The organism is Clostridium psychrophilum (assembly GCF_018861705.1).
Classification (GTDB): domain Bacteria; phylum Bacillota; class Clostridia; order Clostridiales; family Clostridiaceae; genus Clostridium_AD; species Clostridium_AD psychrophilum.
In genome coordinates this window covers 24,336-37,260 of sequence record NZ_JAHLEC010000001.1, presented here as the reverse complement: position 1 = coordinate 37,260, position 12,925 = coordinate 24,336, and the positions used below count along the sequence as shown (strand labels likewise).

Below are 12,925 nucleotides of genomic sequence, written 5' to 3'. Positions count from 1 at the left end.
AGAGAAAAATGTTTAAATAAACTAAAGGAGTATTTTACTATGAGCAATAGATTTTTATATTCTATAAGAAGTGATTATAATAAAGATGTTGATAAAAAGAGAGATTTTAAGAAAATTAGAAAGTTTTTCGAAATACATAAGAAGGATGAATACACCTTAGATAATCAAACATGGGATGATTTAAATATGAATGAGGTATACGAGAAATTGGATAGAACTTATAGTAGCCCTGGAGAGTCAGCCTTATACACAATGCTTAGAAATCCTTTAATGGAAGAAGATAAGTTAAAAGTAAGAGGAAAATTAATTCAGACATTCAAAGATGATAATAAATTAAGAGAGAGTCTTCAATGCATTTTTTTTGAATTAAATAGCGATTTAAAAAATAGTTTTTTAGATATGATTGAAAATAATCTTGTTATAAACAGAGCTAAATATTATATTTATACTTTGCTAGGAAAGGTTTTTCCATTAATAGCAATTTTGCTTGCAATCTTTGTGAATATAAAATTTATGTTATTAATGTTTGCTTTTAGCTCTATAAATATGCTTATAAATTCTACTGAAGTAAAGGCAATTAAGTCAAATGGAATATTTTATTTACAAAAGAATATAAAGGCAGCCAAAAAAATTGTAAACATAAATAGCAAAGAGATAATTTATTATAGAGACAAGATAAACACAATACTTAAATCTGTAAAGGACATAGATAGAAGCACAAGGCAAATAGGATTTATAAATATGTGGGGCGGAGTATTTGAATTTGTTTCCGTAATTTTTCTTCTTGAAGAAAGTGCTTATTATTCCATATCTAATAGAATAAAAGAAGAAAAAGACATTTTAATGGATCTTTACCGTACTGTTGGAGAAATAGAGGCATTAATTTCTATTGCAGGTTATAAGCATAATTTAGCTGATAAGTATGTAACACCTAGGTTTATAAAAAACGTTAGATTAAATATTAAGGAAGGAATACATCCTCTTATAGAAAATGCTGTTTCCAATTCAATTGACATAGGTAATGGAGGTATTGTGCTTACTGGTACGAATATGGCGGGTAAGTCAACTTTTTTAAGAATGCTAGGGGTAAATATTATTCTGGCTCAATGTTTTAATTTTGTTTTGGCTAAAAGTTATGAGGCTCCTTTTTTTAACATAGTTACATCAATTAGTCCTAATGATGATTTGACAAAGGGAAAAAGTTTCTATATGGCAGAGGCAGAATCAATTCTTCGAATAATTAAGGCTCTAGAAAAGGAGGCACCTGTATTTTGTCCGATAGACGAAATATTTAGAGGTACAAATCCAATAGAAAGAGTTGCAATGTCTGCAGAAATATTAACGTATATAAACAATGGAAAATCTATTTCAATTGTAGCGACGCATGATAGAGAATTGGTAAAAATTTTAAAAGTAAATTATGAATTCTACTATTTTAGTGAAAAAGTTGATACTAAAAAAGGTTTGAGTTTTGATTATAAGATAAAAAAAGGAGTTTCTCAAACAAGAAATGCCATAAAACTTTTAGAGTACATGGGTTATCCAAAGAAAATAGTAAACAAAGCGTTCATTAGAGCTGAGAACCTAGATAAATAAGGAGGAATAATAATGCATTTAAATATAGTTTTATTTGAACCAGAGATACCACAAAATACTGGTAATATAGGAAGAACGTGTGTGCTTACTGATTGCAAGCTTCATCTTATAAAACCTTTAGGATTTAGTTTAGAAGAGAAGCAACTAAAAAGGGCGGGTCTAGATTATTGGCCTTATCTTGATTTAGAGGTTCACGAATCATATGAGGCATTTAGAGAAAAATATGAAGGTTCAACTTTCTATTTTTCTACAACAAAGGGGTCGAAATTTTATACGAAAGCTAAGTTTAAAGAAGGAGATTTTATAATATTTGGACGAGAGTCATGTGGACTTCCTGATAGCGTTCGAGAAAGTGATCCTGATAGATGCATAAGAGTACCAATGATAAGTAGTACAACTAGGTCGCTAAATCTATCTAATACTGTGGCAATTGTGGCGTATGAGGCTCTTAGGCAAATAGGATTTACTGATATGAAATAAATAGTTAAAGCCAAAAAATATTAAGTCCCTTTATATGTTTATAATGTATATTATATAAAACAAATTAATATATACTAAAATGAAAGGTGAGGAGGCCCAAGTTATGGAGCATATTTACGATACTATAATTATCGGTGGAGGTCCTGCAGGATTATCTGCGGGTTTATATGCATCAAGATCAAGATTGGATACTTTAATTATTGAAAGAGCAGCATACGGTGGACAGGTTGAGACAACTGATGAATTAGATAATTATCCAGGTTCAATTGAAAATTCTACAGGAACATCATTAAGCAAAAGAATGAAGGATCAAGCGGAAGAATTTGGAACAAAATTTGTTAGTGAAGAAGTTTCGACTGTTGAACTTGATGGCGATATCAAATCAATTAAATGCATGAAAAAAAATTATAAAGCAAAAACAATTATAATAGCCACGGGAGCATATCCAAGACTTGGTGGTTTTAAAAATGAAACAGAGTTAAGAGGTAAGGGAGTTTCTTATTGCGCAACTTGTGATGCTGACTTTTTTGCTGATCTTGATATTGTTGTGCTTGGAGGTGGAGATTCAGCTATATCAGAAGCTATTTATTTAACTAAGTTTGGAAAGAGTGTTACTGTAATACACAGAAGAGATGAGCTTCGTGCTGCTAAATCACTTCAAGAAAAAGCTTTTAGTAATCCAAAGATTAAGTTTATTTGGGATACGGTAGTTGAGGAAGCTAAAGGCATAGAAATATTAGAAAGCTTAGTGATTAAGAATATTAAGACTGGAATAGTCAGTGAGCTAAAAGCAGATGGATGTTTTGTATTTGTAGGATATCTTCCTATATCTGAATTATTTAAAGGAAAGATTACTATGGATGAGCGAGGAGATATTATTACTGATGAAGAAATGAGAACTAATATACCCGGAGTATATGCAGCAGGAGATATAAGAGTAAAATTATTAAGACAAGTTATTACAGCAGCTGCGGATGGAGCAATTGCGGCAACTCATGCTGAACATTATATTGAAAGTAAATTGAGATAGGCTAACATCGAAAGTAAGGAACATCTTAAATTGATGTTCCTTAGCTAATATACAAAAGATAAAATGGAGGTTACACGTGATACTAGAGTTAAATAAAGACAACTTTGACGAAGATGTAAATGCTTAAGGGGAAAAAAGTTATTGTTATAGGTGACAAAGATGGTATACCAGGTGCATCAATTGAGGCTTGTGTAAAATCTGCCAAGGCAGAAGTAGTTTTTTCAATAACAAAATGTTTTGCTTGTAGTGTTGTAGGGGCAATGGATATAGAACTTCAACAAAAGGTAAAAGATATTGCACTAGAGTATGGTGCACAAAATTTAGTAGTTGTTATTGGAGGATCTGAAGCCGAAACATCAGGACTTTGCGCAGAAACAATGGCTAATGGAGACCCAACATTTGTTGGACCATTGTCTGGAATTGCGTTAGGTCTGACCGTATACCATGTAGTTGAACCTGAGATTAAAGATGAATGTAGTGAAACAGTTTATGAGAAGCAATGCGCAGTTATGGAAATGGTTTTAGAAATAGATGAAATAATTCTTGAGGTAAAATCAGTTAGAGATAAATATTCTATATATTAAACTAAAAAAAAATCTTGGCATCTGCTGAGATTTTTTTTAGTTTAAGCTTAATGCATAATCTATCTGTGCTATGTTATAATATTATTATATGATTTATATGAGGTGATGGATAAAATGAACATTAATTTTGGGCTAAACTTGGTTCAAGAACAAAAATTAATAATGACACAAGAAATGCAAATGTCTGTTAAACTTCTTCAAATGTCAGCATACGAGTTAGGTCAGTTTGTGAATAAAGAGATGCAAGAAAATCCAGTGCTTGAGGAAAAAGATATACAAAATAACAAGAGCAATACTAACGATACTAATGACTATAAAGAATTTATTAAATACCTTGATAAAGATGATTATAAAGTAAAGAATTATGGTGCAAAAAATGATAATGAAGAAGTTTCACCATTTTATTATATTGCAGAGGAGAAATCGCTTAAAGATTATCTTAAGGAGCAAATAGGTGAACTTACAGAGTCAAGTGAAATTATAAATATATGTAGGTATATGGCAGAAAATTTAGATGCTAAAGGTTATTTATCTGCGGATTTATCTGATATATGTAAGGAACTTAAAATATCAAGTGAAAAAGCTGAAACTGCACTTGAGATTTTTCAATCTTTGGATCCAGAAGGTATAGGGGCTAGAAATTTAAGAGAATGTCTTAAGATTCAACTATACAATCAAGGTATAGATGATGATAATATTTATAAAATAATTGATGAATATTTAGAGCAACTTGCAGAAAATAAATATAATGATATAGCGAAAGAACTAAAAATTAAAGTTTCTGATGCCCAACAATATGGAGATATTATAAAAAAATTAGAGCCTAAACCATCAAGAGGATTTTATACTGGTGAGACAGTTAAGTATATTGTGCCTGATGCATATATTAATAGAATTAACGGGGAATATTTTATTTCTATGAATGAAGACGTACTTCCAAAATTAAATATAAATAGTTTGTATAAAGATATTATTAAAAATGAAAAAGATGAAGAAGCTGTGGAATATGTAAAAGATAAGCTCAACAGTGCAATGTTTCTAATTAAAAGTATTGAACAAAGAAAGAATACTGTTTATAGAGTACTAGAAGATATATTGTTGGTTCAAAAGGAGTATTTTGACATTGGAGAAGAACATTTAAAACCAATGACACTAAAAAAAATTGCTAATGATTTAGAAATGCATGAATCTACAATAAGCCGTGCAATTAGAGAAAAATATGTTAGTATAAATAATGGAAAAGTAATTAAAATAAAAAATTTTTTCACCAACGGAATAACGTCAGTAGCGGGTGGAGAGGATATATCTACTACTAATATTAAAAAGATGATAAGGGAAATGATTGATAAAGAAGATCAAAAAAAACCTCTGTCCGATCAAATAATTTGTAACCGATTAAATGTTGAAGGAATGAATATTTCAAGAAGAACTGTGGCAAAATACAGAGAAGAACTTGAAATTAAAAGTTCTAGTAAACGTAAAAGATTTTAAATGATTTTAGGTGCTTATTTATTGTGTTTACAAATTGTTAACAAATATTTTGCAAATACTAATTTAAAAAAGTTAGTATTTCATCTATAATGTATGTGGGAACAAAAAATATATGCCGGGACTTAAGTAGTCCAGAAAGGTGTTTAAGTGGAGAAAATATTAAAATTAGAACAGAAAATAGTACCTGAACTTATAGACCTTCTTGGAAAACGGTATGATATATTAACGACAATATGTTATAATCAACCTATAGGACGAAGAATTTTAGCAAATCACATGTGTATAAGCGAAAGAATAGTGAGAAATGAAATAAACTTTTTAAAATCTCAAAATTTGATCGAAGTTAATGCCTTGGGTATGTTTATAACAAGTGATGGTGAAATAATTATAAACCAGCTAAAAGGATTCATTCATGAAATAAAGGGGCTTTCGAAATTAGAAAAATACATTGAAAAACATTTAAAGCTTCAACAAGTTATAGTTGTTCCCGGAGATGTAGAAATTGACAAAAGTGTCCTTAAAGAACTTGGGAAGGCAGCTTCCAATTATGCAATACATATAATTAAAGAAGATACTACAATTGCTTTAACAGGTGGATCGACAGTTAAAAATGTTGTAGACAGTTTCCCTAGAATTAAGAAGTTTAACAATATTTCAATTTTACCAGCAAGAGGTGGCTTGGCAAGAAATGTAGAAATACAAGCCAATACATTGGTTGCAAGACTTGCAGATAAAATTGGCGGTAATTATGAATTACTACATGTACCTGATAATTTGAGCAATGAAGCACTCACAACTATTTTGAATGAAAAAAATATAAAATGTATAATTGATAAAATTCAAAATGCAGAAATCCTTATTTATGGAATTGGTATAGCGGGTGATATGGCTATGAAAAGAGGATTACCTAAAGAAGAAATAAAAGAACTTGAAGAGTTAGGTGCAGTAGGAGAAGCTTTTGGTCAATATTATAATGAGGTTGGGGAAATAATTCATTATACGCCTACTATTGTGGTAAATGATGAAGATGTTAAAAAAAATACAATACTTATTGCAGTAGCGGCTGGAAAAAATAAAGCTAGAGCTATTATAGCCACTGAAATCAATCGTTCAAGTACTGTACTCGTAATTGATCAAGCGGCTGCAACAGAAATTATTGATATTTTAAAGAAAAGAGAGTAAACTATATAATGATTTTATTAAGAGAAAATTATATATTTACATATAATTATTTTAGAAAAATCTAGGAGGTTTTATCAATATGGTAAAAGTAGGTATTAATGGATTCGGACGAATAGGAAGAAACGTATTTAAGGCACTAGTTGCAAATTATTCTACAGAATTAGAAGTAGTAGGAATCAATGATTTAACAGATGCTGCTACATTAGGACATCTTTTAAAATATGATTCACTTTATGGTAAATTTAACGGTACTGTAGAAGTTAAAGAAAATGCTATAGTAGTAAACGGAAAAGAAATTAAAATATTTGCTGAAAGAGAACCAAAAAACATCGATTGGAGTTCACTTGGAGTAGAAATCGTACTTGAATCAACTGGATTCTTTACAGATGCTACTAAAGCTAACGCTCATTTAGGAGTTAGTGTTAAAAAAGTTCTTATATCTGCACCAGCAAAAAATGAAGATATAACAATAGTTATGGGAGTTAACGAAGAAAAATATGATTCTTCAAAACATAACATAATATCAAATGCATCATGTACAACTAATTGTTTAGCACCATTTGCTAAAGTATTAGACAAAGAATTTACAATAGTCAAAGGTTTAATGACTACAGTTCATTCATATACTGGAGATCAAAGATTATTAGATGCTCCTCATAAAGATATGAGACGTGCAAGAGCTGCTACACTTTCAATGATTCCAACTACAACAGGAGCTGCTAAAGCAGTTGCATTAGTTTTACCACAATTAAAAGGTAAATTAAACGGATTCTCATTAAGAGTTCCAACTCCAACAGTTTCATGCGTAGATTTAGTATGTGAACTTGGAAGAGATGTTACTGCAGAAGAAGTAAATGCATCATTTAAGAAAGCTTCTGAAAATGAAATGAAGGGTATTCTTGGATACAGCGAAGAACCATTAGTTTCTATAGATTACAGAGGAGACGAAAGATCTTCTATCATTGATGCAATGTCAACAATGACTATTGAAGGAAACATGGTTAAAGTAGTTTCATGGTACGATAATGAAGTAGGTTATTCAAACAGATTAGCTGATTTAACTAAATTTGTTGCAGATAAACTATAAAATTTAAGTCTACTATAAAACTGTAGAAAATAGTAAACATGCAGTGAATATATTATAGGCTTACTGAAACAATATAAAAAGGTCTGGTTTTATAGTGAGTCTATGGAACTAGACCTTTTTATATGTTATTTTAAAAGCATGGTGAATAAATGCAAGTTTTACGTTAAAAATATATTATTTTAATTATTATAGGATATAATAATTTTAGGTTATAAAAGTTATGAGAGGAGATTGAGTATGGAATTTAATAAAAAAACAGTAGAAGATATCGAGGTTAAAGGTAAAAAGGTTTTAGTAAGATGTGATTTTAATGTACCATTAAAAGATGGAGTAATTACAGATGTAAATAGATTAGTAGGTGCAATGCCAACTATAAATTATTTAGTAAAAAATGGCGCAAAAGTTATATTATGTTCTCATCTTGGAAAACCAAAAGGTGAGGCAATACCTGAGCTTTCTTTAGCACCAGTTGCTAAAAAATTAAGTGAAATGCTAAATAAAAAGGTAACTTTTGCAGCAGATCCAAATGTAGTTAGTGATAGTGTAAAATCAGTCGTTTCAAAAATGAAAGACGGAGATGTTATACTACTTGAAAATACAAGATATAGAAAAGAAGAAACTAAAAATGAAGAAAACTTTTCTAAAGAATTAGCATCTCTTGCAGATATATTTGTAAATGATGCCTTTGGAACAGCTCATAGAGCTCATTGTTCTACTGTTGGTGTAACTAAGTTTGTTAAAACATCAGTATGTGGTTATTTAATACAAAAAGAAATAAAATTTTTAGGCAATGCAGTTGAAAATCCTGTTAGACCATTTGTAGCAATTTTAGGTGGAGCTAAGGTATCTGACAAAATAGCTGTTATTAATAATTTACTTGAAAAAGTTGATACATTAATAATTGGTGGTGGAATGGCTTATACATTCTTAAAAGCTGGCGGTTATTCTGTAGGAAGTTCTTTAGTTGAAGAAGATAAGGTAACATATGCTAAAGATATGATGCAAAAAGCTGAGGCTAAAGGAATCAAATTTTTACTTCCACTAGACCACGTAATTGCAGACAAATTTTCAGCAGATGCAGAGCCAGTAGTTACAAAAGATCAAAATATTAAAGATGGCTACATGGGACTTGATATTGGACCTAAGACTTGTGAAATTTATAAAGGTGCTATAAGCATGGCAAAGACTATTGTTTGGAATGGTCCAATGGGCGTATTCGAATTTAAAAACTTTGCAAATGGTACAATAGCTGTAGCTGAAGCTATGTCAAAAGTTGACGGAACTACTATAATAGGTGGCGGAGATAGTGCAGCAGCTGTTAACCAATTAGGATTTGGAGATAAAATGACTCACATATCTACAGGTGGTGGAGCATCTCTTGAATTTTTAGAGGGCAAGTTGTTACCAGGAATTGAAGCACTTACAGATAAATAGTTAAGAAATTTTGATACTTCGAATTATAAAATATATTATTATTTACAATAAAAAATAGTAGGGGGTTTTTAGAATGAGAAAAGGTATTATTGCTGGAAATTGGAAGATGAATAAAACTGTAGCTGAAGCTACAACTTTAATAGAGGGAATTAAACCACTAGTTAAAGATGCAAAATGTGATGTCGTAGTTTGTCCAACATTTTTATGCTTAGATGCAGTTATAAAAGCAGTTAAGGGAACAAACATAAAAGTAGGAGCTCAAAACATGCATTATGAAGAAAGTGGTGCTTTTACAGGTGAGGTTTCACCAGGAATGTTAAAGGAAATTGGTGTTGACTATGTAATAATTGGTCATAGCGAAAGAAGACAATATTTCAATGAGACTGATGAAACTGTAAACAAAAAACTTAAAGCTGCTTATAGCCATAGCATTAGTCCTATACTTTGTGTAGGAGAAACTTTAAGCGATCGTGAAGGCAATGTTACAGAAAAAGTGTTAGCTAATCAAATTAAATTAGATTTAGCAGGACTTATAAAACAACAAGTAGAAACATTAGTTATAGCTTATGAACCAATATGGGCTATAGGTACTGGTAAAACTGCAACTGCTGATCAAGCTAATGAAACAATTGGATTTATAAGATCAACTGTTGGAGCTATGTTTGGTAAAGACGTAGCAGACAAAGTTAGAATTCAATATGGTGGTTCTGTTAAACCAGCAACTATAAAAGAACAAATGGGTAAATCAGATATTGATGGTGGATTAATTGGTGGAGCTAGTCTTAAGGCAGAAGATTTCGCAGGAATAGTAAACTATTAAGAAACTTAAGTAGATAAAGATACTTAAGTATACATTAGTACACTTAAGTAAATGCAACTATTAGTGGAAGAATCCACATTGGTTGGATAATATAACTATAAATAAGCAATACATATTATATGTATTGCTTATTATAAATTATTAGTAGGGGGAACAAAAAATGTCAAAAAAACCAGTAATGTTAATGATTTTAGATGGATTTGGATTATCCAGTAACGTCGAAGGAAATGCAGTAGCTGCTGCAAATAAGCCAAACTACGAAAGACTTAAAAGCGAATATCCGCATACAAAACTAATTGCAAGTGGTCTTGAGGTAGGATTACCAAAAGGACAAATGGGAAACTCAGAAGTTGGCCATTTAAACATAGGTGCTGGTAGAATTATATATCAAGCACTTACAAAAATAACAAAGGAAATTAAAGAAGGAAGCTTTTTTAAAAATCCTGCGTTTAATAAAGCTATAGATGAAGCTATTAAGGCAAATTCATCTATACATCTTTTAGGATTATTGTCTGATGGAGGAGTTCACGCTCATATTGATCATCTAAAAGCTCTTTTAAAACTTGCTAAAGATAAAGGTGCCAAAAAAGTTTATGTTCATGCTTTTTTAGATGGTAGAGATGTACAACCCGGCTCAGCACTAAAATACATAGCAGAAATTGAAGAATACATGAAAGAAATAGGACTTGGAAAAATTGCTACAGTAAGTGGTAGATATTATGCTATGGATAGAGATAAGAGATGGGAAAGGGTTCAACTTGCATATAATGCTATGGTTTTATCTAAGGGTGAGGAAAGTACTTCAGCTATAGATGCAGTTAAAAAAGCTATGAATGACAATAAAACAGATGAATTTGTTCTTCCAACTGCTATAATGGAGAATAACAAACCTGTTGCATCTATAAATAACAACGATAGTGTAATATGTTTTAACTTTAGACCTGACAGAGCTCGAGAAATTACTAGAGCAATAAATGATAAAAAATTTGATGGATTTGATCGTGAATCTTTAAATTTAAATTATGTATGTACTACGCAATATGATTCATCTATGGAAAATGTAGATGTAGCATATGCACCAGAAAGTTATGCAAATACACTTGGAGAATATGTTAGTAAGATGGGTAAGAATCAGCTCCGAATAGCTGAAACTGAAAAATATGCTCATATTACATTTTTCTTTAACGGTGGAGTGGAAGCTCCAAATCCAAATGAAGATAGGGCATTAATTCCATCACCCAAAGTTGCAACATATGATATGCAACCAGAGATGAGTGCACCTGAGGTTACAAAAGAGTTACTTAAGAGACTTGCAACTGATAAATACGATATGATTATACTCAATTATGCTAACCCAGATATGGTAGGTCATACAGGCGTTTTTGAAGCTGCTAAAAAAGCTATAGAAACAGTTGATGAATGTCTAGGGAAAGTTGTTAAATGCGTTTTGGAGAAAGATGGAACTGTATTTATTACTGCAGATCATGGAAACTCTGAACAAATGATTGATTTTTCATCTGGAAAGCCAATGACTGCACATACTACAAACTTAGTGCCATTCACATATGTATCTAATCATAGTAAAGAACTACGCGATGGCGGAATACTTGCAGACATAGCACCAACAATGCTTCAAGTTATGGGCCTCGATGTGCCAAGTGAAATGACAGGAAAGTCTTTAATAAAACTTTAATTTAGTATAAATTTAAAGTAAATTATTAAATTATCTAAAATTAATTTTATTTTTTTTGATTTATAGGGTTATCTTAATTTAATTTAGGAAATGATAATAATTAGAGAAAAATTTTGGAGGTAAGATAATATGAAAAACTTTATTGAAATAATTGATGTTTATGCAAGACAAATTTTGGATTCAAGAGCATTTCCAACTGTTGAGGTAGAAGTAACACTCGAAGATGGAACAATAGCAAGAGCATCAGTACCATCAGGCGCATCTACAGGCATATTTGAAGCTGTAGAACTAAGAGATGGAGATAAAGATGTATATAATGGTAAGGGAGTTTTAAAGGCTGTTGATAATGTAAATAATTTAATAGCAGAAGAGATTGTTGGAATGAATGTCTATGATCAAGTAGCAATTGATAAAGCCATGATAACTCTTGATGGAACACCTAATAAAGCAAAACTTGGAGCTAATGCAATCCTTGGAGTATCACTTGCATGTGCAAGAGCTGCTGCTGAGTCATTAGGACTTGGATTATATCAATATATTGGTGGAGTGAATGCTAAAGTGTTACCAGTTCCAATGATGAACATTTTAAATGGTGGAAGCCACGCTGATAATAATGTAGATTTGCAAGAATTTATGGTTATGCCAGTTGGAGCTACTTCATTTAAAGAGGCTTTAAGAATGAGTGCAGAAGTTTATCATGCATTAAAAACATTGTTAAAAAATAAGGGATTATCTACTGGTGTTGGCGATGAAGGTGGATTTGCTCCAGACTTATCATCAAATGAAGAAGCTATAAAAATAATAGTAGAAGCTATAGAAAATGCTGGATATGTTCCAGGAAAAGATATCTATATAGCTCTTGATCCAGCAGCTTCTGAATTCTTTGAAGATGGTAAATATAATTTAGCATCTGAGGGAAGAATACTAACTCCAGAGCAAATGGCTGACTATTATGTAGAATTAGTTAACAAATATCCAATTATATCTATTGAAGATGGAATGGCTGAAGAAGATTGGGATGGCTGGAAATACTTAACTGATAAAATTGGAGATAGAATTCAATTAGTTGGTGACGATTTATTTGTAACTAATACAGATAGACTTAAAACTGGTATAGAGAAGAAAGTTGCAAACTCAATTCTCATAAAATTGAATCAAATAGGAACATTAACTGAAACATTAAATGCTATCGAAATGGCAGAGAGAGCAGGATATACTGCTGTAGTTTCTCATAGATCAGGAGAAACTGAAGATACAACAATTGCAGATCTTGTTGTAGCTGTGAATGCAGGACAAATTAAAACTGGTGCTCCAGCTAGAAGTGAAAGAGTTTCTAAATATAATCAGCTTCTAAGAATAGAAGAAGAATTAGAAGATGTGGCTGAATATAGAGGCTTAAAAGCATTTTATAACATAAAAAGGTAATTAGCTTTATATGTGAGCATAGTCTATATAGGCTATGCTCTTATTTTTGTATTCTATTGTAAATTGTCATGGAGTATGATACGATAACCATGTATTTGATGAA

At 31.1% G+C, this 12,925-nt stretch carries 11 protein-coding genes; all 11 read left to right on the top strand.

The window, feature by feature from the left end:
* Positions 1 to 39 precede the first annotated feature (39 nt).
* The 11 genes from KPL38_RS00265 to eno all read left to right on the top strand — a co-directional run bounded on the left by KPL38_RS00265 (position 40) and on the right by eno (position 12,822).
* Positions 40 to 1,596, top strand: a complete 1,557-nt coding sequence (locus KPL38_RS00265) for a MutS-related protein (protein ID WP_216285358.1) — start codon at positions 40 to 42, stop codon at positions 1,594 to 1,596.
* 12 nt (positions 1,597 to 1,608) lie between these two features.
* Positions 1,609 to 2,076: a tRNA (cytidine(34)-2'-O)-methyltransferase gene (locus tag KPL38_RS00260; protein WP_216285356.1), complete on the top strand. Its 468-nt coding sequence runs from the start codon at positions 1,609 to 1,611 to the stop codon at positions 2,074 to 2,076.
* A 103-nt stretch (positions 2,077 to 2,179) separates the two neighbouring features.
* Positions 2,180 to 3,106, top strand: a complete 927-nt coding sequence (gene trxB, locus KPL38_RS00255) for a thioredoxin-disulfide reductase (RefSeq protein WP_216285354.1) — start codon at positions 2,180 to 2,182, stop codon at positions 3,104 to 3,106.
* 119 nt (positions 3,107 to 3,225) lie between these two features.
* Positions 3,226 to 3,690, top strand: a complete 465-nt coding sequence (gene grdA, locus KPL38_RS00250) for a glycine/sarcosine/betaine reductase complex selenoprotein A (RefSeq protein WP_216285352.1) — start codon at positions 3,226 to 3,228, stop codon at positions 3,688 to 3,690.
* A gap of 120 nt (positions 3,691 to 3,810) precedes the next feature.
* Positions 3,811 to 5,181 carry an RNA polymerase factor sigma-54 gene (gene rpoN, locus KPL38_RS00245; RefSeq protein WP_216285664.1) on the top strand — a complete coding sequence of 457 codons (1,371 nt, stop codon included), beginning with the start codon at positions 3,811 to 3,813 and terminating at the stop codon, positions 5,179 to 5,181.
* Positions 5,182 to 5,328: 147 nt separating this feature from the next.
* The gene (locus tag KPL38_RS00240) at positions 5,329 to 6,363 is read left to right on the top strand and encodes a sugar-binding transcriptional regulator (protein ID WP_216285350.1); all 1,035 of its coding nucleotides are present in this window, start codon (positions 5,329 to 5,331) and stop codon (positions 6,361 to 6,363) included.
* 79 nt (positions 6,364 to 6,442) lie between these two features.
* Complete coding sequence (gene gap / locus KPL38_RS00235) at positions 6,443 to 7,450, top strand: type I glyceraldehyde-3-phosphate dehydrogenase (protein ID WP_216285343.1); 1,008 nt, start codon at positions 6,443 to 6,445, stop codon at positions 7,448 to 7,450.
* A 237-nt stretch (positions 7,451 to 7,687) separates the two neighbouring features.
* Positions 7,688 to 8,884, top strand: a complete 1,197-nt coding sequence (locus KPL38_RS00230) for a phosphoglycerate kinase (protein WP_216285341.1) — start codon at positions 7,688 to 7,690, stop codon at positions 8,882 to 8,884.
* A gap of 73 nt (positions 8,885 to 8,957) precedes the next feature.
* The gene (tpiA, locus tag KPL38_RS00225; RefSeq protein ID WP_216285339.1) at positions 8,958 to 9,704 is read left to right on the top strand and encodes a triose-phosphate isomerase; all 747 of its coding nucleotides are present in this window, start codon (positions 8,958 to 8,960) and stop codon (positions 9,702 to 9,704) included.
* Positions 9,705 to 9,864: 160 nt separating this feature from the next.
* A complete protein-coding gene (gene gpmI, locus KPL38_RS00220) occupies positions 9,865 to 11,397 on the top strand; it encodes a 2,3-bisphosphoglycerate-independent phosphoglycerate mutase (protein WP_216285337.1) in 1,533 nt (510 codons plus the stop codon).
* Between the two features lie 129 nt (positions 11,398 to 11,526).
* Positions 11,527 to 12,822 (top strand): phosphopyruvate hydratase, encoded by a 1,296-nt coding sequence (eno, locus tag KPL38_RS00215; RefSeq protein WP_216285335.1) that lies wholly within the window; start codon positions 11,527 to 11,529, stop codon positions 12,820 to 12,822.
* Positions 12,823 to 12,925: the final 103 nt, after the last annotated feature.

Excerpts from the sequence above, each read along its gene's own strand:
- KPL38_RS00265 (WP_216285358.1), top strand. The coding sequence starts at position 40 with ATGAGCAATAGATTTTTATATTCTATAAGAAGTGATTATAATAAAGAT.
- KPL38_RS00260 (WP_216285356.1), top strand. The coding sequence starts at position 1,609 with ATGCATTTAAATATAGTTTTATTTGAACCAGAGATACCACAAAATACT.
- trxB (WP_216285354.1), top strand. The coding sequence starts at position 2,180 with ATGGAGCATATTTACGATACTATAATTATCGGTGGAGGTCCTGCAGGA.
- grdA (WP_216285352.1), top strand. The coding sequence starts at position 3,226 with ATGCTTAAGGGGAAAAAAGTTATTGTTATAGGTGACAAAGATGGTATA.
- gap (WP_216285343.1), top strand. The coding sequence starts at position 6,443 with ATGGTAAAAGTAGGTATTAATGGATTCGGACGAATAGGAAGAAACGTA.
- KPL38_RS00230 (WP_216285341.1), top strand. The coding sequence starts at position 7,688 with ATGGAATTTAATAAAAAAACAGTAGAAGATATCGAGGTTAAAGGTAAA.
- tpiA (WP_216285339.1), top strand. The coding sequence starts at position 8,958 with ATGAGAAAAGGTATTATTGCTGGAAATTGGAAGATGAATAAAACTGTA.
- gpmI (WP_216285337.1), top strand. The coding sequence starts at position 9,865 with ATGTCAAAAAAACCAGTAATGTTAATGATTTTAGATGGATTTGGATTA.
- eno (WP_216285335.1), top strand. The coding sequence starts at position 11,527 with ATGAAAAACTTTATTGAAATAATTGATGTTTATGCAAGACAAATTTTG.